At 57.0% G+C, this 21114-nt stretch carries 21 protein-coding genes, 1 tRNA gene and 1 pseudogene; 14 read left to right on the top strand and 9 right to left on the bottom strand.

Going from position 1 to position 21114, the window contains the following annotated elements; all coding sequences use genetic code 11:
- Positions 1 to 110: 110 nt before the first annotated feature.
- Positions 111 to 2456, bottom strand: a complete 2346-nt coding sequence (locus tag GXX82_02585) for a PAS domain S-box protein (protein ID NLT21914.1) — start codon at positions 2454 to 2456, stop codon at positions 111 to 113.
- 212 nt (positions 2457 to 2668) lie between these two features.
- On the opposite strand from GXX82_02585, the gene GXX82_02580 reads away from it, so the two are divergent.
- The 14 genes from GXX82_02580 to GXX82_02515 all read left to right on the top strand — a co-directional run bounded on the left by GXX82_02580 (position 2669) and on the right by GXX82_02515 (position 16302).
- Positions 2669 to 4585, top strand: coding sequence for an ATP-dependent zinc metalloprotease FtsH (locus GXX82_02580; GenBank protein ID NLT21913.1), 1917 nt, complete (start codon positions 2669 to 2671; stop codon positions 4583 to 4585).
- On the top strand, positions 4566 to 5459 hold the full coding sequence (locus GXX82_02575; GenBank protein NLT21912.1) for a hypothetical protein: 894 nt from the start codon (positions 4566 to 4568) through the stop codon (positions 5457 to 5459). Before GXX82_02580 ends, GXX82_02575 begins: the two co-directional genes overlap by 20 nt.
- Positions 5460 to 5461: 2 nt before the next feature.
- A complete protein-coding gene (locus tag GXX82_02570; protein ID NLT21911.1) occupies positions 5462 to 5680 on the top strand; it encodes a zinc ribbon domain-containing protein in 219 nt (72 codons plus the stop codon).
- Complete coding sequence (gene tilS / locus GXX82_02565; protein NLT21910.1) at positions 5677 to 7134, top strand: tRNA lysidine(34) synthetase TilS; 1458 nt, start codon at positions 5677 to 5679, stop codon at positions 7132 to 7134. Before GXX82_02570 ends, tilS begins: the two co-directional genes overlap by 4 nt.
- Before the next feature lie 61 nt (positions 7135 to 7195).
- Entirely contained in the window at positions 7196 to 8383 is a 1188-nt protein-coding gene (locus GXX82_02560) for a pyridoxal phosphate-dependent aminotransferase (protein NLT21909.1), read from the top strand.
- Positions 8384 to 8518: 135 nt separating this feature from the next.
- Positions 8519 to 8791, top strand: coding sequence for a hypothetical protein (locus GXX82_02555; protein ID NLT21908.1), 273 nt, complete (start codon positions 8519 to 8521; stop codon positions 8789 to 8791).
- Between the two features lie 229 nt (positions 8792 to 9020).
- Positions 9021 to 9701 (top strand): phosphate signaling complex protein PhoU, encoded by a 681-nt coding sequence (phoU, locus tag GXX82_02550; protein NLT21907.1) that lies wholly within the window; start codon positions 9021 to 9023, stop codon positions 9699 to 9701.
- Positions 9702 to 9704: 3 nt separating this feature from the next.
- Complete coding sequence (locus GXX82_02545; protein ID NLT21906.1) at positions 9705 to 10517, top strand: phosphate ABC transporter substrate-binding protein; 813 nt, start codon at positions 9705 to 9707, stop codon at positions 10515 to 10517.
- Positions 10510 to 11373 carry a phosphate ABC transporter permease subunit PstC gene (gene pstC / locus GXX82_02540; GenBank protein NLT21905.1) on the top strand — a complete coding sequence of 288 codons (864 nt, stop codon included), beginning with the start codon at positions 10510 to 10512 and terminating at the stop codon, positions 11371 to 11373. The genes GXX82_02545 and pstC overlap by 8 nt, the downstream gene beginning before the upstream one ends.
- Complete coding sequence (gene pstA, locus GXX82_02535) at positions 11370 to 12206, top strand: phosphate ABC transporter permease PstA (GenBank protein NLT21904.1); 837 nt, start codon at positions 11370 to 11372, stop codon at positions 12204 to 12206. The genes pstC and pstA overlap by 4 nt, the downstream gene beginning before the upstream one ends.
- A gap of 7 nt (positions 12207 to 12213) precedes the next feature.
- Positions 12214 to 12969, top strand: a complete 756-nt coding sequence (locus GXX82_02530) for a phosphate ABC transporter ATP-binding protein (GenBank protein NLT21903.1) — start codon at positions 12214 to 12216, stop codon at positions 12967 to 12969.
- Complete coding sequence (pstB, locus tag GXX82_02525) at positions 12969 to 13721, top strand: phosphate ABC transporter ATP-binding protein (GenBank protein ID NLT21902.1); 753 nt, start codon at positions 12969 to 12971, stop codon at positions 13719 to 13721. The genes GXX82_02530 and pstB overlap by 1 nt, the downstream gene beginning before the upstream one ends.
- A gap of 158 nt (positions 13722 to 13879) precedes the next feature.
- Positions 13880 to 14980: an SPFH domain-containing protein gene (locus tag GXX82_02520; protein ID NLT21901.1), complete on the top strand. Its 1101-nt coding sequence runs from the start codon at positions 13880 to 13882 to the stop codon at positions 14978 to 14980.
- Between the two features lie 5 nt (positions 14981 to 14985).
- A complete protein-coding gene (locus tag GXX82_02515; protein NLT21900.1) occupies positions 14986 to 16302 on the top strand; it encodes a hypothetical protein in 1317 nt (438 codons plus the stop codon).
- 165 nt (positions 16303 to 16467) lie between these two features.
- Here the strand turns inward: GXX82_02515 and ychF are convergent, their stop codons facing one another.
- From ychF to GXX82_02475, 8 genes and pseudogenes are all read right to left on the bottom strand, one after another.
- Positions 16468 to 17556, bottom strand: a complete 1089-nt coding sequence (gene ychF, locus GXX82_02510) for a redox-regulated ATPase YchF (protein NLT21899.1) — start codon at positions 17554 to 17556, stop codon at positions 16468 to 16470.
- Between the two features lie 10 nt (positions 17557 to 17566).
- Positions 17567 to 18124, bottom strand: a complete 558-nt coding sequence (locus tag GXX82_02505) for an aminoacyl-tRNA hydrolase (GenBank protein NLT21898.1) — start codon at positions 18122 to 18124, stop codon at positions 17567 to 17569.
- A gap of 6 nt (positions 18125 to 18130) precedes the next feature.
- Positions 18131 to 18760, bottom strand: a complete 630-nt coding sequence (locus tag GXX82_02500) for a 50S ribosomal protein L25 (GenBank protein ID NLT21897.1) — start codon at positions 18758 to 18760, stop codon at positions 18131 to 18133.
- A gap of 14 nt (positions 18761 to 18774) precedes the next feature.
- On the bottom strand, positions 18775 to 19710 hold the full coding sequence (locus GXX82_02495) for a ribose-phosphate pyrophosphokinase (GenBank protein ID NLT21896.1): 936 nt from the start codon (positions 19708 to 19710) through the stop codon (positions 18775 to 18777).
- Positions 19711 to 19741: 31 nt separating this feature from the next.
- Positions 19742 to 19813: transfer RNA gene (locus tag GXX82_02490), tRNA-Gln, on the bottom strand.
- Positions 19814 to 19821: 8 nt separating this feature from the next.
- Positions 19822 to 20094: a septation regulator SpoVG gene (spoVG, locus tag GXX82_02485; protein NLT21895.1), complete on the bottom strand. Its 273-nt coding sequence runs from the start codon at positions 20092 to 20094 to the stop codon at positions 19822 to 19824.
- Positions 20094 to 20957 (bottom strand): annotated as a pseudogene (gene ispE / locus GXX82_02480) (4-(cytidine 5'-diphospho)-2-C-methyl-D-erythritol kinase). The gene spoVG and the pseudogene ispE overlap by 1 nt, the downstream one beginning before the upstream one ends.
- Positions 20957 to 21114, bottom strand: a 158-nt coding sequence (locus tag GXX82_02475; protein ID NLT21894.1) for a hypothetical protein, incomplete at its 5' end; no start/stop codon positions are given. The pseudogene ispE and the gene GXX82_02475, both read right to left, overlap by 1 nt.

Raw genomic sequence — 21114 nt, 5'->3', positions numbered from 1 at the left:
GACCGTAACCTCAGTTCGAAAACCCGCTTGATCAACAGCCCGTTGAGCGCCTAGAACGAATGATGGGAGAGAGTCTTTCCCGTTCAAGCGGCTCAAGCTGTTCGAGCGGTTCAAACCGTCTTTTCTTTATCCAGTATCTCCCGTATCCTCCTGGCGAGGGCTGTCATTGTGAAGGGTTTTCGGATGATGCTTATGCCCTGGTTCTGGATGGTGCTTATGTTCGCGGCATCGAGGCTGTAGCCCGTCATGAAAAGGACGTCGATGTCGGGCCTCACCTTTTTTATCTCGTGGTACACGTCGAGCCCGTTCATGCCAGGCATGGCTATGTCCAGAAGGGCCATGTCTATCTCCCCTGGCTTCTCGCGAAACAGGGCAAGGGCATCATCGCCGTTCCTGGCGGCGACGACCCTGTATCCCAGTGTCCGCAAGAAGTCGGCGGCGATCTTCCTCAGGGCATCCTCGTCCTCACCGATGAGGACCGTCTCGGTCCCGCCGCCGACGCCCTGTTCCATCAACCTCTGTACCTTCGTCTTTTCCTCAGAGACAGGCAGATAGAACTTGAAGGTCGCTCCCCTGCCTTCCTCGCTGTCGCAGATGACGAAGCCGCCGTGCTGTTTGACGATCCCCAGAACGACGCTCAGACCAAGTCCTTTCTTCTCGCCCGACGCGTCCGTCGTGTAGAAGGGTTCGAATATCTTCTCCCTGAGGCCCGCATCCATGCCGCGCCCGGTATCGGAAACGGAGATCACGGCATAGGAGCCGGGCACTATCTTTCCGTCGAGAGTGGTCGTCACATCCGTCATGTTCTCCGTGTAGACCCGGATGGTCAGCGTCCCTGCCCCATCCATGGCCTCCCGCGCGTTCACCACCAGATTGAGGAAGGCCTGGGCTATCCTTGCCACATCGATCTTCGCGAATATAGGCGTCGAAGGCACCGACAGGACGATGGTGATCCCATCGCCGATGATCCTCCGCACCATCTTCTCGAAATCCCGCACCACGGACCCGACATCCACCGTCTTCATATGCATGGGGTGGCGGCTCCCCGATGCCAGAAGGGCGTCCACCATGTCCGCCGCCCTGAAAACCTCTTCCTCGATGGCCGAAAGGTATGAGCCCATTTCGTCCGTGCAGTCCGGGGATATCTTCGCGAGTTGGGCGTTGCCCACGATTATATTGAGGATGTTGTTGAAGTGGTGCGCCATGTCCCCGATCAGTTCCCGGACCGCGTCGATCTTTTGAAACGCCCTGACCTGCTGCTCGAGTTGCCTTATACCCGTCAGGTCCCGGATGATGCCGTGGAATATGACGACGTTGCCCACCTCGTCATAGACGGCATTCACCGTGATGGAAACGACGATCACAGTACCGTCACTGCGCTTCAGGGCAAGGTCATGCATGCTGGCGCTGCCGTACTTTTCTATGGCAGCCCTGAAGCTGGTCCGGTCCTCGGGGTTGCAGTAAAGGTCCTGCGCCAGGTCGAGGTCAAGCATCTCCTCCTTCTTCCTGAAACCGAAGAGATCGAGACCGGCCCTGTTGATGTCGACGATCCTTCCCTCCGGCGTCGACATGAAGACGGCGTCCTTCGTCTCTTCGAAGAGACGGCGGAACTTCTCTTCCGACTTCCGCAGACGTTCCAGCGCGCTCTTCTTCTCCGTCACATCCCTGAACAGCGCGATCATGTGCCACTTGTCGCCCACCTTCTCGGACAGGAGACACAATTCGATGTTGGTCTCGACACCCTCCGCTCCCATGACCGAAAGGTCGAGCAGCCTGTCGGAGCCCACCACCTCTTCCGCTATCGTCGATACGGGCATCACCTCGGCTATCGCCATCTGCAGCTTCTGTTCGTCGGAGAACTGATAAGGCCTGAGGAACTCACCGATCTCCATATCGGAAACCCGTCGATCCTCACGTCCCGTGATCTTAAGGGCAGCCGGGTTCGCGTAGAGGACCTTGCCCGCGTCGTTGAGGAGCACGAGCGCCTCCTGACTCGCGTGACTGAAAAGCTTGAACCTCTCCTCACTCTCCCGGAGCGCCGTCTCGGCCCTTTTGCGGTCGCCTATGTGCCTTACGAGACCAACGCACCTTTGCCCCTCCGCCGGAACGCTGTACCGGGCGAGGGTCACCTCCACATCCACCGGCTCGCCGCCCTTTCTCTTCAACGTGGCCTCGTACGTGGAAACACCGTAGCTTTCCGCCCCCATGGCCCCGAAAGCTCCCCTGAACCTCTTTTCCGGATCGACGTCATCGATGGACATCCGCAGAAGCTGGCCGGGATCGTGGTCAAGCATCATGCCGAGGGATGGGCTTGCGTAAAGAAAAGCTCCCTCTCCATCTGTTATGAAGAAACCCTCCCGAATGGAGGTTATGAGGACGCGGAACAGGCTGCGGCAGACATCCGGCCAACCGAACAGGCGGTCAAACTCGCTGATGGATCCGTCTTTTTCCGTCACCTGCCACCCTCCTTGCAGCGGACAGCGTAACCGGGCAGCGGGTCCGCCATAAGTGTATTATAGCACCTGACTTCGTTTTGTAAACCGGCCCTGCCCGTGCCGGCAGGGCGCCGTGCCGGTAACGGCAATGCCACGACCACAGGCCCGTCAGCCCCGGCAGGGCGCCGAGAAAACATATTTCAAAGCTTATGGTTTTCTGATATGCTTTACCTATGCCGAAAGAAAAGCCCAAACCAAAAAAAGACCTGAAAAAACGCAAAGATATAATACTGGAGATCAAGAGCGGCAACAAGGACAAGGAGAAGAAGACCAAGAGCTTTACCTTCCTCTATTTCATCATCGCAATCATCGCCATATTCGTGATCCACAGCTACCTCTCCTTCCGTTCCGAGATAAAGACCATTCCCTACAGCGAATTCAAGGGCCTCATCGCCCAGATGAAGGTCTCGGACCTCATCATCGACACCGAAAAGATCCAGGGAACGATGGCACAGCAAGACGGAAAGAAGGTGAAGTTCGTGACAAGCAGGGTCGAAGACCCTGACCTCGTCAAGGACCTTCAGAAGAGCAACGTCCAGTTCTCCGGCTCCTTCGAGAACAAGATCCTCAGGGTCATCATCGAATGGATACTCCCCTTCGCCATCATAATACTCATCTGGAACCTCCTTATGCGGAGGATGGGCGGGGCGCCCTCGAGCGTGCTCAATTTCGGCAAGAGTCGGGGCAAGATCTACGGAGAGGACGAGATAAAGATAACCTTCGATGACGTCGCCGGGGTCGACGAGGCAAAAGAGGAGCTCCAGGAGATAATCGAATATCTTCGCTACCCGCAGAAGTTCCTCGATCTCGGCGGAAAGATACCCAAGGGCATTCTTCTCGTCGGTCCGCCGGGCACGGGCAAGACCCTTCTCGCCAAAGCAGTCGCCGGCGAGGCGAAGGTGCCCTTTTTCAGCATGAGCGGATCCGATTTCGTCGAGATGTTCGTCGGGGTCGGCGCCTCGCGGGTGAGAGACCTTTTTTCCCAGGCCCAGCAGAAGGCCCCCTGCATCATCTTCATCGATGAACTGGACGCCCTGGGTAAGGCACGGGGCATGAACCCCCTCTCGTCGCACGACGAACGCGAGCAGACCCTGAACCAGCTTCTCGCCGAAATGGACGGTTTCGACACCAAGACAGGGGTCATCATCGTAGGCGCGACGAACAGGCCCGAGATACTCGACCCCGCACTCTTGAGGCCCGGCAGGTTCGACAGGCACGTCCTTGTCGACAGACCCGATATCAAGGGCCGCGAAGAGATATTGAAGGTGCACGTGAGAGAGGTCAAACTGGCACGCAATATCGATCTTTCCGTCATTGCCGCCAGGACCCCCGGCTTTGTTGGCGCCGACCTGGCAAACCTCATCAACGAAGCCGCTCTTCTCGCCGCCCGAAAAGGAAAGTCGTCCGTGACGATGGAGGAGTTCGAAGAGGCCATCGACCGCGTTGTGGCAGGCCTTGAAAAGAGAAAAAGGGTGATGAGCAAGAAGGAAAAGGAGATCGTCGCCTACCACGAAACGGGCCATGCCCTCATGGCGGAATCCCTGGAGAGCGCGGACCCCGTCCACAAGATATCCATAATCCCCCGCGGCATTTCCGCCCTGGGATACACGATGCAGCTTCCCACGGAAGACCGCTACCTCATGACGAAGAGCGAGCTCATCGACCGCATGTGCGTCCTCCTCGGGGGAAGGATAGCCGAAGAGATCATCTTCTGCGAGATCTCGACAGGTGCCCAGAATGACCTCGCGCGGGCAACGGACATAGCGCGATCCATGGTGAAGCAGTACGGCATGAGCGAGAAGCTCGGCCACATGACCTTCGAACAGGAACGCAAGCCTCTCTTCCTCGATATCGCCCCCGGCTCGGGCACGAAGGAGTACAGCGAGGAGACAGCCAGGGAGATCGATAACGAGGTGAAGGCCATCATCGAGCATTCCTACACAAAGGTCAAGGACACCCTCACGAAGAAACGCGACCTCCTGGAACTGGTCGCCAGGACTCTCCTCGAAAAGGAATCCATAGACGGTGAAGAACTGAGGAACATGCTGAAAGAGCACGGGGAGGGGGATCATGGTAACGAATCTCGATAAGAAACAGATCGACCTCATCAAGGAATCGCTGTGCGTTTACGAGAAGGCGCGGGAGTTTAAATCCCTGCTCCGACAGGGACAACTTTTCTTTGCCAACATCGAGGACTTCGTGGACGACAGGGGCAGGAGCTGTCTTTTCAGGCTCAAGGAGATGTGTCACGACCTCTTCCGCAATTCGTCGGAGGCGAGCTACAAGGAGAAGCTCTTCGATATGACCGTCGGCTACACCTTTCACGGCGCGATGAAACTCCGCGAGAACCTCTACCTTCTCGAATACTATCAGCCTCAGTGCGAGATAGCCCTTGAGGACCTGACGGAACAGGAAAAGAAGATCGTCAACGAAATAAGCGTACTGGTGCGGAAGGCGCGGGGGCGCCTGAAGGAAGAGCTCAAGGAGGTCACCGTCCTTGCTGACGAACTGGTGACACAGCTTAAGGACCTCATCCTTCTCTATCGGGGAAACTACCTTCTCCCCCGCTTCCTGTATGAATACGAAAAGACCCTTACAAAGATGTATGGACGCAAGGGCTTCGAGGATATCCTGGTCACGGCGTACGCGGACGGCAAAAAGCTCCTTCTCTTCAAGACGGCCAACAGCTACCTTGAAAGTGAATACTTCGACACGGCCAGGAAGCTCTTCAAGCGCCTCATCGGAACGGACACATCCAACACGGTCGCCCTCTTTCTTTACCTCTTTGCCTCTGCCAACCATTTCTACTTCAAGAACATGTTCACACGGGCCCTGGGGCTCGCAAAAAGGGCGGAGGGCATGACCGTCGACGCGGGCATCAGGGAGAAATATCGTCCCCTCCTGACACGGCTCATCGCCGACCTGTCGAGGGAAATAAAGAAGAAGAGGGACGAGCGGAGGTAACCATGCCCATTTATGAATATACGTGCCGGAAATGCGGCAACGAATTCGAAGTGATAGTCTTCGGTGACGACGTACCCGAATGCCCCAGGTGCGGGGACAAGGACCTGCAGAGGAACATGTCCTCCTTCGGGTTCTCCGCGGGCTCGGGATTCAAGTCGTCGGGTCGGTCGGGCGGCTCCTGCGCCGGGTGTTCCTCACCCAACTGTTCGAGCTGTTCGTGACAGGGAACGGCTTCACCGGTATTGTCGACACGCCGGCCACGCCCCGCCCCGCAGACCTTGTCCGCAGGATATCCCGGCTCATCAGAACGAAAGGGATGGTGAACGAGGGGGACCGCGTTCTCGTCGGTTTCTCCGGGGGCGTCGATTCGGCAACGCTCCTTTATGTCCTCAGGGAGATCAGGGAGAAAATGCCATTCGGTCTCGCCGTTGCCCACGTGAACCACCTCCTGAGACGGGAAGAATCGGAAAGGGACGAGGCCTTTGTGAGGGAGACAGCAAAGCGCCATGGACTTCCCTGTTTCGTCGAAAGGGCGGACGTGAAGGCGTATTCCCGGTCGACGGGGCTCTCCGTACAACACGCCGGCAGGGACATCCGGTATCGTTTCTTCAACGAAACAGCCGATCGCGAAGGCTACACGAGGATCGCTCTCGCGCACAATCTCGACGACCAGGTCGAGACCTTCCTCCTGCGTCTCGCCAAAGGGACGGGCATTCGTGGCCTGTCTTCCATACCTCCCGCCCGCGAGAGGATAGTCCGGCCTTTTCTTACGACCTACCGTTCGGAAATAGAATCCTACGCCGCCGCCCGCTCCATTCCCTTCGTCAGCGATTCCTCCAACGACAAAACGGTATACGAGCGCAACTACATCCGTCACAGGATCATCCCTCTCTTTGACGAATTGAACCCCGCGTTCAGGGAAAAGGTCGTCTCCCTCCTCGGCGACCTGACAGAGATAAACAGTCTCTTCGACGAAAGGAAACGTTCCTTCACGGAGAAGAACGTCCGAAGGCTGGAAGGGGACGTCCACGTGCCCGTCGCGCCCCTCGTGGAACTCGATGACGAGACCTTTTTCCGGGTCGTGAGCGACATCGTGGCGGACATGGCGCCCGTCGTCCCTTTGCGGGAGCACATCGAGCTCGTCAGAAAGGTCCTGTCCTCCCGAAGACCCAACCTGCGCCTCGATCTCCCGGGTCATGTCCTGGCAAGAAAGACCTACGACACGCTCATACTCACCACGAAGAGGCCGGAGCCGGCGATCACGCAGACCTTTTCCCTCGGTGAGGGAAGGACCAGTATCGCCGCCCTCAGGATCGACGCCACCGTCACGGTGGTGAAGAGGCGTCCTCCGTCCTATCCGAGGGACAACTTCACGGCATACTTTGACCTCGACAAGCTGGGACCCCGGGACAGCCTCGCGATCCGGACGTTCCGCGCGGGTGACAGGTTTCATCCTCTGGGCATCGACAAACCCGTAAAGTTAAAGGATTTCTTCATCTCCCGGAAGATACCCCTCGAGTCCCGCAGACAGGTTCCCCTCCTCCTTGCAGGCGATACCATTGCCTGGGTCGTGGGCCACAGGATCGATGAGCGGTGCAAGATCGACGAGAGTACCCGCAGGATCCTCAAGGTCGCCGTAAGGAAATCCTGTCAACCACCCTCAATTTCTGATTGACAGAGCCTTCCCTCATGGTGTAAAAGTTACGGCACCAAAAACAAGCGAAAGGAGTTGCTCTATGTTATCTGCCAGGGCCGCCTCTCTGAAACCCTCACCCACACTCGCCATCTCGGCCAAGGAAAAAGCACTCAAGGCACAGGGGATCGATATCGCCGGCTTCGGCGCGGGCGAGCCTGACTTCGACACCCCTGCCCATATCAAGGAAGCGGGGATAAAGGCCATTAACGACAACTTCACCCGCTACACCCCCGTCACCGGCATCGATCCTCTCAAGGACGCCATAATAGACAAGTTCTCCCGCGACAACGGGCTCACCTATAAACGGGAGGAGATCATCGTCTCCTGCGGCGGAAAACACGGACTCTACAACCTTTTCCAGGCCCTCTTCCAGGAAGGCGACGAGGTCATTGTCCCCGCCCCCTTCTGGGTATCCTACCCCCCCATGATCGAGCTCGCGGGTGCCAAACCCGTCATCCTCGAAACCAGGGAGGAAGACGATTACCAGATCACCCCGGACCTCCTCAAGAAATATCTCACGCCCAGAACGAAAGCGATCATACTCAATTATCCCTCGAATCCCGTGGGCTCCGTGTTCTATCACGAGAACCTCGAGGCAATAGGCAAACTCGCGGTGGAGAAAGGTTTCTACCTCATCTCCGACGAGATATATGAAAAACTCGTCTACGACTACAAACACGTCAGCATCGCCTCCATGGACCCGGCGTTCAAGGAGCGGACGATCATATGCCACGGCGTTTCCAAGACCTACGCGATGACAGGCTGGAGGATCGGCTACAGCGCGGGCCCTGCCCCCATCATAAAGGCCATGGGGAACATCCAGAGCCAGAGCACGTCCAACCCGACCTCTGTGTCGCAGATGGCGGCCCTCGCGGCCCTTTCCGGCAAGCAGGACTTCATCGGCACCATGGTCGCCGAGTTCAAGAAGAGAAAAGACTTTCTCGTTAAGAGCTTAAGGAGCATAGAAGGCGTGACCTGCTATGACCCCAGGGGCGCCTTCTACGTGTTCCCCAACCTCAATGTCGTCGTGGGCAAGAAGTATAAGGACCGCATCGTCGATTCCTCAACGGCCCTGACGGAGATCCTCCTCGACGACTTCCACACCGCCGTGGTCCCCGGCGTGGAGTTCGGCAAGGAAGGGTACCTGAGGCTTTCCTTCGCCACATCCATGGACGTCATCGAAAAGGGCGTCGAGAGGATAGCGAGGGCGGTGGCATCGATGAGCTGAAAACTTCAGAACGAACCTCACGAGGGGGGAACCGACGCGGACTCGCGCGCGGTTCCCCCTTTTGGTCCCTCAAGGCCGGGATGAAAAAACGAGGGGATTGTGCTATTATGATGGGTAAAGTTTAAGGAGGGTGCAATGGCAGAGAAGCAGGCGAAAAAACGTGTAACATTTAAATTCAGCGACGCGGGGGCAGGCCACGTTTGTATCGCAGGTTCTTTCAACTCCTGGGACCCGTCGGTTCGCCCTCTGAAGAAGGACGCGAAGGGGGTCTGGAAAACGAGCATCACCCTTTCCCCGGGCGTCTACCAGTATCGGTTCATCGTCGACGGCAGCTGGATGGAAGACCCCTCCTCCAGTCATAAGGAGATGAACGAGTTCGGGGGTTTCAATTCCGTGATCATCGTCTGATCACCTATCGAAACCCCGAAGATCTCGAAGGACAGTTTCCGGTCCGGTGAGCACGGGACCGGTCTAATCGCTTCACATCCGCCTTACACCGATCGAGGGACGCAGAAACATTCGACGGGTTCTTAAGCCTTGTTCTACGTGCCATCCGGAGCCTCGGGCACCTCAGAATCAGATTGTAATCGATGGCAAAGTTGACTATACTCTAGCCATCCAGACCAGGAGGCGAATGATGCTTGAAGGACACATTTACAAGACCTTCGATCTTGAACTGAAAGAGCTGAAGGAGAAGCTCCTTTATGAGGGCGGGCTCGTCGAGAAGGCCATCAGCAATGCCATCAGGGCCCTTCTTGAACGCAACTCGGACCTTGCCGAGAAGGTCATAGAGGATGACCCGGTCATCAACGCCCTCGAAGTGGAGATCGATGAGTTCTGTCTCAAACTCCTGGCGCTCAGACAGCCCGCGGCCCGTGACTTGAGGTTCATCACCACCGCCATCAAGATCAACTACGACCTGGAACGGATCGGCGACATGGCCGTCAACATCTGCGAGAGGGTCCAGGAACTGAACCAGGAACCTCAGTTGAAACCCTACATCGACCTTCCCATGATGGCCGACACGGTGCAGCTGATGCTCAAGGAAAGCCTCGATGCCTTCGTCAAGGAGGACGTGGCCATGGCGCGGAAGGTCACCAAGGACGACCAGAAGGTGGACCAGCTCCTCGACCAGATCTTCCGCGAGCTCCTGACATACATGATGCAGGACATGCGGACCATATCACGGGCCACGCGTGTGCTCTTCATCTCCAAGTACCTGGAACGGATGGCCGATCATGCCGTCAATATCGCCGAACTAGTCATCTTCCTCGTGGAGGGAAAGATAATACGACACTCCAGAGATCCCCAGGAATAGCATATGAGTGTCAGGCACTGGGTCATACTTCTACCTCTTATCGCCGCTCTTCTCTCCTGTTCAGCCGTGTCCAGCGACAAACCCGGGAAGAAACACACGATCACGATCGCCGGTTCCACGTCCGTCATGCCCTTCACGGAGAAACTGGCGGAGCACTTCATGGTGGACCACAAGAACTTTATCGTCGATGTGCAGGGAGGGGGATCCACCGCCGGCATCCAGGCCGTGATCAACAACACTGTCGAGATCGGAATGTCATCACGGCAACTGAAGGATGAAGAGAAGAAGCTCAACACGATAACCATCTGCTATGATGGGATAGCGGTCGTCGTGCATCCCGACAACCCCGTCGGAGAGCTGGACCTCGACAGCATACGCAAGATATTCACCGGCCGCATCTCCAACTGGCGGCAGTTGGGGTGGGTCGACAGGAGGATAGACGCAGTGTCCCGTGAGGAGGGGTCTGGCACGCGGGGTGCCTTTGAAAGCCTGGTCATGAAGGATAAGGAGATCGACGACGGCACCATGGTACAGGATTCCAACGGCTCCGTGAAGGAGGTCGTCGCCACCGATCCCTACGCGATAGGGTACATATCCATGGGACTTGTCGACAAGAAGGTGCGGCCCGTCGCCATCGGTGGCGTGAAACCTTCCATAAAGACCATCAAATCAGGCCGCTACAAGCTGGTGCGTCCCTTTCTTTACGTGACCAACGGCGAACTGGACCTGAAATCGAGGCAGTTCGTTGACTACGTCCTTTCAAAGGAAGGGCAGAAGATACTCAAGAACGAAGGACTCGTGGGGTTCTATGATTGACAGGACGGTATTGAAGGAGCATCTCGTCAAGTGGGTGCTCGTCGCCTTCGCGCTCTCATCGCTTCTCTTTCTCTTTCTCATCTTCATCTTCATCCTGGCGGAGGGACTGCCCCTTTTCCTCAAGGTAGGCCTCAACAAGATCATCTTCGGGATGAAGTGGGCCCCTACCAAGGGTTACTTCGGCATATTCCCGATGATCATATCGTCATTTCTCGTCACCATCGGGGCCCTCATCATAGGCGCTCCGTTGGGTCTGTCCTGCGCGATATACCTCTCGGAATACGCGGGCAAGAGAACGAGAATGCTCCTCAAGCCCGCCATCGAGCTCCTTGCCGGCATCCCGTCGGTGGTGTTCGGGTTTCTCGGTGTCATTTACATCGTGCCCCTCGTCAGGAACTATCTCGGGGGATCCGGGTTCTCTCTCATGTCCACCTGCCTCGTTCTTGGCGTCATGATCCTGCCGACGATCATCAGCATCTCCTTCGACGCCCTGGTAAGCGTGCCCAGGACATATCGGGAGGGTTCCGCCGCCATGGGGGCGACGAAGTGGCAAACCATCTACAAGGTCATCATACCCTCCGCCAAGTCGGGGATCCTGGCAAGCTTCATCCTCGGCATGGGACGGGCGATAGGAGAGACGATGGCGGTTATCATGATCGCCGGCAACGCCCTCAAGATACCCACAAGCATCCTTGACCCCTTAAGGACGTTGACGGGCAATATCGCCCTGGAACTGGCGTATGCCACCGGCGACCACCGTTTGGGGCTCTTCTCGACGGGCGTCGTCCTCATGGTCATCATCATGATACTCAATTACGTCGCTAACTTCGGCATCAAGAGGAAGATCGCAAAATGAGAATCAACCCCCGGTTCATAAACCGCTTCGTACGGATGGGGCTCAACGTCCAGGCATACTTCACCGTCGGCATCCTCATCATCATCGTGGCGATCATCTTCTTTAAAGGATTCCCTCACGTCAATTTCGCCTTCATCTTTTCCTTCCCCGAGGACATGGGGAGGGAAGGCGGCATCTTTCCCTCCATCGTGGGAACGATCCAACTCGCGCTGCTGTCCATCCTGCTCGCCACGCCGCTTGGCCTCGGGACGGCGATATTCCTCACCGAGTACACGAAAGAATCGCTCTTCACGAAATTCATCCGCTTCGGCGTCGAGTCTCTGGCGGGCATCCCGTCCATCCTCTACGGCCTCTTCGGTTTCATATTCTTCGTGATAAAGCTCAAGATGGGATGGTCGCTCCTCGCGGGCGTCCTCACGATGACCATTATGATCCTGCCGACGATCATCAGGACTTCGGAAGAGGCCATAAGGGCCGTGCCCCGCCAGCTCAGGATAGTCAGTTACTCCCTGAGCGCAAGCAAGTGGGAAACGATAAAGAAGGTGGTCATCCCGGCGGCGATCCCCGGGATACTCACCGGCATCATGCTCAGCATCGGGCGGGCCGTGGGCGAGACGGCGGCCATCATCTTCACCATGGGCAGCTCCTTAAGGCTCCCCCTGTCTCTCATGGATTCGGGCAGGACCATGGCGGTCCACTTCTATATCCTCGCCCGCGAAGGGATCTCCATGGAGAAGGCGTACGGCACGGCCGTGGTGCTTGTGCTGAGCATCCTTCTTATCAACATACTCGCGTACTATATCATGAACAAGGCCATTGCACGCTACTCATAGGACAGAGATGGACACAAAGATCGCGACTGACAGATTACGGTTATCCTTCGGCAAGACAGAGGTACTGAAAAGCATCAGCATCAAGGTTCACAGGAACACCATCACCGGTTTCATGGGGCCTTCGGGAAGCGGAAAATCCACCCTCATCTCCGTTATCAACCGCATGATAGATTTCGAGAACAACGTGAGGATCGAGGGCGATGCCACCATCGACGGGACGAGCATCCTTGACGGGAGCATCAATCCCATAGAACTTCGAAGACGGGTCGGCACCGTTTTCGCCGTTCCCATCCCCCTGCCCCGTTCCATATTCGAGAACGTCGCCTATGGGCCGAGGCTCAAAGGCACGAGTGACCGGACCACCCTGCACCACATCGTTGAGGACAGTCTCAAGAAGGCATTCCTCTGGGACGAGGTGAAGGACAGGCTCGGCACGTCGGCCCTCAAGCTCTCCGGGGGACAGCAGCAGCGCCTCTGTCTTGCGCGTACGCTCGCGCTCAAGCCGGAGATCATTCTCCTCGATGAGCCCTGCTCCGGCCTCGACCCCATTTCCACGGCAAAGATCGAGGACGCGCTGAGCGAGCTGAAGTCGGAGTACACCATCATACTCGTGTCCAACAACACGAAACAGATCGCCCGGATCAGCGACTTTTCGGCCTTCTTCTACCTCGGCGAGCTCATCGAGTACGACACGACGGAAAAGGTCTTCACCGCCCCCTCCGAGACCAAGACCGAAGACTACATACAGGGAAAGTTTGGATAATGGATAGATTCGCCCTGAAAACGAACAGGCTCAACCTCTACTACGGGGATTTCCACGCCCTCAAGAATGTCGATTTCCAGGTCCATTCCAATGCCATAACGGCCCTCATCGGCCCGTCAGGGTGCGGAAAGTCAACTCTCCTTCGCTGTTTCAACCGCATGAACGACCTCCTGGAGGAGGTCCGCATCGAGGGCGACATATACGTCCACGACGAGAGACTGGAAGACATCGACATCATCAACCTCAGGAAGAAGGTGGGCATGGTCTTTCAGCGCCCCAACCCCTTTCCCTTCACCGTCTACGAGAACATGGTCTATGGCCTCAAGGTCCATGGAATGGGACACAGGCGTGGGTGGAGAGAGATCGTCGACCGCTGCCTTCACTCCGTCGGTCTCCTCGACGAGCTCAAGGACAAGCTCCACACCCCCGCCCTCGAACTCTCGGAGGAGATAAAACAGCGGCTCTGCGTCGCCCGTCTCCTGACGGTCGAGCCGGAGATAATTCTCCTCGACGAGCCCTGCTCCGCCCTCGACCCTATCGCCACCATGAGGATAGAAGAGCTCATGATCGAGTTGAAGGAGCGCTACACCATCCTCATCGTCACCCACAACATGCAGCAGGCCGCCCGCGTCTCCGACTACACGGGCTTCATGCTCCTCGGCGACCTCGTCGAATTCGGCGAAACATCCCAGATCTTCACCTCCCCCCGGGACGAAAGGACTGAGGGCTACATCACGGGAAGATACGGGTAGAAGATAGGTGATGGGTGATAGGTGATGGGTGATTGGAAAGAATCTCTCCCATAACCTATGGCCTATGACCCATAACCTCTCTTCTCCGTGCTCTCCGTCATTGACTTCCGTCCTTTCTCATAGTAAGGTGTCGAAAAAAAAATACGCAGGGGGATGGCATGGGAAATTTTCTGGAAGTACTCGAATGGTTTGACGATACGGGCAAGGAGATAGCGCACAGATTACCCGAGGAGGGATCGGGCGACATCAAGTACGGCGCGCAGCTCACCGTGCGTGAGAGCCAGGCGGCGATATTCTTCTACCAGGGAAAGGCGTACGATGCCCTGGGGGCCGGTCGCTACACGCTTTCCACCCTCAACATACCGATCGTCACGAAGCTCCTGAGCCTTCCCTGGGGATTCACGAGCCCCTTAAGGGCGGAGGTCTATTTCGTCAATACGAAGGTCTTCACGAACCTTCCCTGGGGAACGCGGGACCCCGTCGCCTTCAAGGATTCAAAGCTGGGGCTTGTGCGGCTCCGCGCCTTCGGTATGTTCAATATCAGGGTCATCCAGCCGTCGCTCTTCATCAACACCCTCGTGGGAACGAAGGCGTCCTACACCGTCGCGGACATCGAGGACTACCTGGGCAAGGTCATACTCTCCCGTTTCAACGATTATCTCGGCGGCAACCTCGACACCCTTCTCGACCTGCCGGGGCAGTACGACGCAATGTCGGCGGGACTGACCCGGATGCTGGAGAAGGACTTTTCTCATTTCGGCATCCAGCTCTCCGGCCTCTACATCAATTCCATCACCCCTCCCCAGGAGGTCCAGAAGGCCATCGATGACAAGAGCAGGCTGGCCATGTTCGACGACCTCAACAAGCTTGTCAAGATGAAAGCCGCCATGGCAATGGAAAGCGCCGCACAGAATCCCGGCGAAGCGGGCGCGGGTATGGGCATGGGGCTCGGTTTCATGATGCCGGCCATGTACGCCGAGACCATCAAGGGAGCTCCGCAATCCGCCGGCACGATGAAATGCCCCGAGTGCCAGAACCCTGTCAACGAGGATGCCCGGTTCTGCCCATCCTGCGGCCACCACCTCCTCGTGATCTCCCAGTGCCCGAAGTGTCACAAGAACCTCCCCGCGCGGGCAAGGTTCTGTCCTTCCTGCGGCCAGACCGTCACCGCGAACGAGGGACCCGTGAAATGCCCTCACTGCGGGGCGGAAAACCTGAGGGGATCCGTTTACTGTAATTCCTGCGGCGAAAAGATCTGACGGTCATGCGCATAGAGCATCAATGTCCCCAGTGCGGCGCCCCGGTCGTTCTCGAAGAGACCGACAGGCTCCTCACCTGTGATTTCTGCAAGACAAAGCTCTGCATGCAGCCCCGGGATTATTTTCGGTACTGCTTTACCCCCTCGGACCCCTTCCTCGAAGAGGTCATCTACGTGCCCTACTGGCGCTTCAGGGGCGTGCATTACACGTGCAGGACAAGCGGGATAGCGAACGGGATCGTGGACAAGACCTTCCTTGCCGTCGAAAGTGAACACTTCACGCAAACACTGGGCCTCCGGCCGCAAACACTAAAGCTGCGCTTCGTACAGCCCGCGGACAATGCCAGATTCATCCCGCCGGGCATCCCTTTTGAAAAGTCCTTCGTGGAAGCCAAACGCGACGTGACCTACGAAACGGTTACGGTTCACGAGACCCGTTTCGTCCGCCGCGGCACGCAGGGGGATTACGCCGAGATCCCCATAACGAGAAAGGAGCTGAGAGAGGAAAGGATCTACCATGAAGCCTTCGTCGCCGACACAATGAGCCTCATCTACACCCCCATGTTCGTCCGCAACGGCCGTTTCCATGATGCCATACTCAACGAGGTGCTCTTCGACGGACCCCCCGTATACGAGTCATTTCCCTACGAGATCTTCTCCGGCGGCTGGGCGGTAAACTTTTTGCCGACGCTGTGTCCCGAGTGCGGCTGGAACACGCTGGCCGAAAGGGACAGCTGCGTCCTCTTATGCAACACGTGTAATTCCGCCTGGGAAACGGGCGGTCAAGGCCTCAAGCGCGTCGGCTTCAGGACGGCCCTGTCGACGAAGGCCGCCGAGGGGTCGGTGCGGCAATACCTGCCCTTCTGGCGACTGAAGGTTGAGGTCGAGGGTTTGAAACTCGACTGTTACGCGGACGTGGTCCGTCTCGGAAACCTTCCCAGGGTCATACAGCCGGGCTGGGAAGAACCTCCCCTCTTCTTCTGGACGCCCGCGTTCAGGATAACCCCGGCGGTCTATCGGCGGATGTCGAAACAGTTCACCATTGCCAACTTCTCCGGTGAATTCGACGACAGGTTGCCTTCCGCCCCCATTCAGTCCATCAACCTCACCGCTCAGGACGCGCTCGACAGCCTGACAACGATCATAGCCGACCTCGCCATCAACAAGAGGAAGGTCCTGCCTCTTCTTCCCGGCATCAAGATCGCTCTGCGCGAGGCGCTTCTCGTATTCTTCCCCGTCAGCGAAACCGACCACGAATACGTCCAGCCCGACATCAGATGCAGCTTCCTGAAGAATGCGCTGGAACAGGGGAAGAACATATAAAGACCGTCTCAGGTCTCAGGTTTCACGTAAAAAACCTTAGAGGCCGCTCCGGGTTTCAGGTTCCGGGTTAGGGACCAGCGGGATTCTCTGTGTGTTTTGGCCTTTAGCCTGAGACCTGAGACCTGAGACCTGAGACCTGAGACGGCTTCAACGTTTGACCCCCGGTCAAACGTTGAAGCGTATGTGGAGTATGTCGCCATCCTGCACGACGTAGTCGCGGCCTTCGAGGCTTAGGAGGCCCTTTTCGCGGGCTGCGTGTTCGCTGCCGCAGGTGATGAGATCGTCGATGTTTATGACCTCGGCCCGTATGAAGCCCTTCTCCATGTCCGTGTGGATCTTGCCCGCCGCCTTCGCGCACGTCGTTCCCCGGGGGATCGTCCAGGCGCGCATCTCCTTGCCCACAACGGTGTAGAAGGTGATGAGTCCGAGGATTCGGTAACCGACATGGATGATCTTGTCTATGGAGAACTCCTTCATGTCGTAAAGCTCCATGAAAGAGACCCGCTCATCCTCCGGCAGGGCGCTCAGGTCCTGCTCCAGCTTGCCGCAAATATAGACAACCTCCCGGCCTCTCTTCGCGGCGGCCTCCTCGATCGCGGGTTGCGGGGACACCGCCAACCCTTCTTCATCGACGTTGGCAATGTAAAAGAGAGGTTTCGTGGTGATGAGATCGAAGGAACGCAGGGCCTGCCTTTCGCTCTCGTCGAAATCGTCGGTGGTCACGAAGCGGCCCGCCTCAAGATAGCGCCTCACCCTGAGGAGCAGCTCCATCTCCGCCTCACCCTTGTCCTTCGAGATCTTCGCGAGCCGTTCTATCTTCCTTATCCGGTCTTCGACGATCTCGAGGTCGGAGATGATGATCTCCGTCTCCACGATATCCATGTCCCGGGCGGGATCGATATCGGCATAGACGTGAGGAACCTGTCCGGAGTTGAAGGCCCGGATAACGTGGGCGACGGCATCCACGTTCCTGATGTGGGAAAGGAACCTGTTCCCCAGGCCTTCCCCCTTGTGGGCGTCCTTGATGAGACCCGCGATATCGACGAACTCGATGGTTGTCTCCGTGACCTTTTCGGGCTTCAGGAGGTCGGCCAGCTTGAAAAGTCTCGCGTCGGGAACGGGGACAACACCCACGTTGGGATCGATGGTGCAGAAAGGATAGGGCTGACACGGCACTGCCAGCGCGGTAAGTGCGTTAAATATGGTCGATTTCCCTGAATTGGGAAGACCTATGAAACCGCACGAAAAGCTCATGTCCCTTTACTCACTCCGGTCCGCGCTTGTTGAAGAGGCTCATTGCCTTTGACCCGCCTTCAAAGACGAAGACCTTCAGGGCGTCGCAGGCAATGTCGATGATCTCCGCAAGCTCGCCGGCCTCATCCCCGTCGAACCGTGACAGCACGTATTCTTCGCCAGGCATGGAGGGGTTCCTCCCTATGCCTATCTTGAGGCGCCAGAACTCCCTGCCCCCCAGACTCTCTATCACAGACCGCACGCCCTTGTGGCCGCCGTCCCTGCCGCCGAGGCGAATCCGCATCCTGCCGAAAACCATGTCCATATCGTCGTGAATGACGATCATGCGGTCCGGCGGCACTTTCAGTTTTCCTGCCAGCCTGGCGATGGGGCCGCCGGAAAGATTCATGTAGGTGTCGGGCTTTGCCAGGACCAGGTCATCCTTCAACCCGACCCTGCAACCCGAATCTTTCTTTCTGACGGGTATCTTGAAACGTTCCGAAAAACGGTCGATGACAAGATACCCGACGTTATGCCGCGTGAAAGAGTACTCGGAGCCTTTGTTGCCAAGTCCGCACAATAAATGCAAGGACCCTTACTCCTCTTTCTCCTTTGTCTCGGGAACCTCAGCTGCCGCTTCCTCTGTCGCCACCTTCTTTTCTTCCACCGTTGGAGGCACGACGCTCAGGATCGCCACATCCCCATGCTCGATGAGCTTGACGCCGGGCAGGGAGATATCGCTCACGTGGACGGAATCCCCGATATCGAGCTCCGTCAAGTCTACGACGATCTCTTCCGGTATCTGGCCGGGGAGGCACTCCACCTTGATGGACCTCAGATGGATGTCGATGACACCGCCCAGGACCTCGCCCTTGGACTTGCCCGAAAGATGGATGGGGACTTCCACCTCGACCGTCTTCTCCATGGAGACCTGGAGAAAATCGATGTGCATGATCTCGGTACCCACACCGTTCCTCTGCACCTCTTTGACCATAACAGGCCTGTTCTCGACACTTGCGCCGCCATGGATCTCCATGTCGAGAATGACGTTCCTCTTCATGCGCCTCGTGATAGTGTCCCAGTCCTTCGATGAGATCGTTATTGAAACGGAATCAACACCGCCCCCGTAGAGCACCGCCGGAATCTTCCCCGCCGCCCTCGCCTTTCGCGCAACACCTTTTCCTGTTGCGCTCCTTCTGTCTGCCTTGATCAAAACCTGTTCCATGATGTTCCTCCCAACTATATGAACAACGAACTTACGGACGCGCCGCTGTGTATTCTCTTTATGGCTTCTCCGAGAATGGGCGATACGTCCAGCACTTTTATCTTCTTCGATTTCCTTCCGCTTTCGGAAAGCGGGATCGTATTCGTCGCTATCATTTCCTTGAGGGCCGAGTTGTTGATCTTCTGGATGGCCTCTCCCGAGAGCACCGCGTGCGTACAGCACGCGTACACGACCTTTGCCCCGTTGTCCACGAGGGCCTGGGCCGCCTGAACGATGGTCCCGCCCGTATCGATCATGTCATCGATGAGGATGGCCGTCCTGCCCTTCACGTCGCCGATGACATGCATCACTTTCGATTCGTTGGCCTTTTCCCTTCTCTTGTCGATGATGGCGATCGTGGCATTGATCCTCTTGCCCAGTTCCCGGGCACGCTCCACACCTCCGGCATCGGGGGAAACGACCACGATGTCCCCCTTTATCTTCTTTATATACTCGAACTGAACGGGAAGCGCGTAGAGATGGTCAACGGGGATGTCGAAAAATCCCTGAATCTGGCCCGCGTGAAGGTCCATGGCCAGTATCCTCGAAGCTCCGGCCACGGTTATGAGATTCGCCACGAGCCGTGCCGAGATCGATGTGCGGGGGAGGACCTTGCGGTCCTGCCTGGCGTATCCGTAGTAGGGTATCACCACGGTTATCCTGCCCGCGGACGCCCTCTTCAGCGCGTCCAGCATGACGAGAAGCTCCATCACGTTGTGGTTCACCGGCGGGCATGTGGACTGGACGACAAAGGTATCCATACCGCGCACGCTCTCGTCGATGGAAACCTGGACCTCTCCGTCGCTGAACTGGTTCACCCTGGCCTTCGCCAGCTTGACGCCTAGATACTTTCCGATCCTTTCTGCTAGTTCCGGGTTTGCGTTGCCTGTCAATATTCTGAGTTTATCCAATCAAAACCCTCCTGAGAGTTATATGCGTATACTGGGGCGGGAGGATTCGAACCTCCGAATGCAGGCTCCAAAGGCCTGTGTCTTACCGCTTGACGACACCCCAAATGATTGTCACAGTGCTTCTTGAGCCCTGTTCAACTCCAGTTCGTAGGCGCCGAGAACGCTCTCCTCGATCATCTGTCGGGTGGCGTTGTTCAGAGGATGCACCGTATCCCGAAATGAGCCGTCCTTCATCTTCTTGCTCGGCATGGCGACGAAGAACTTGCTGTCACCCTGGATCACCTTGAGATCGCGGACGATGAAGCAATCGTCAAAAACGATCGATGCGTAAGCCTTCACTCGCTTCTCGTCCACGGGGAATATCCTTACATCCGTAATCTCCATTAGTTTACCCCTCCCTGCACGCTGTGCGCAACAAAAACAGTACCCATCTTCCTTATTGCCGATACCAACGATGCCTGAGTCGCATCGTGTTCATTTTCGAAGACAGCGAACACCGATGAACCGCTTCCGCTCATCAGCGAACCGAGGGTCTTTGTCCCTTTCAATGCATCCTTTATTCCCTGGATCTGCGGACATAGCGTTAGGGCGACGTATTCCAGATCGTTTTCCAGAATGCCCGCAATTTGTCTTGGAGTACTAAAATTTTCCATCAATTTAATATCGTTTTGCTTCTTTGTCAACACGATTCTCAGGCCCTCGTACACGGCCTTCGTCGATACACTGACATTCGGGTAAACTATGACGTACCATACGCGGGGAAGACGGACCGGTGTGATCACGTCCCCTATCCCCTCCATGATGCAGGACCCTCCATGGAGAAAGAGGGGGACGTCCGCACCCACCCGGCTGCCGATACCGTTGAGATCTTCATTACTTAGCCCCGGTTCCCAGCGTGCGGAAAGCGCTTTCAGAACCGTCGCGGCATTGCTGCTCGGCCCGCCAAGGCCGCTGCCGATGGGTATCCGCTTCTCGATGAAAACGCGCACGCCCTTCCTCACACCCGCCGCCTCTCGCAGCATCCGAACGGCGCGGTAGACCGTGTTCTCCTCGCCCCGGGGAAGGATACCCCTGTCGTCGTCAATGACGATCTCGTCACCGGAGATGTCCTCGATGTGTATCGTATCGTACACGGAGACAAGGTCGACAAGGCTCTGAAGATCGTGATAGCCGTCCGGTCTTCGGGAAAGGACCTTGAGGTAGAGATTGACCTTGGCGGGAGAGAGAACTGTGGTCTTCACGGCTGCTACATTATCCCTTCTATCTGGAACTTGTCGATGGTGAACTCGGGATTGGCTATGAGGTTCACCTTTGTCCCGTAGGTGGTTTCCAGGTGTTCAAGAGAGGTCTTTTCCTCCTCGTACATCAGGTCGGCCACATCGGGGGAAAGATAGATGTTGAAGA

Source organism: Syntrophorhabdus sp. (assembly GCA_012719415.1).
GTDB lineage: Bacteria > Desulfobacterota > Syntrophorhabdia > Syntrophorhabdales > Syntrophorhabdaceae > Delta-02.
This window is presented reverse-complemented; position numbering and strand designations above follow the sequence as displayed.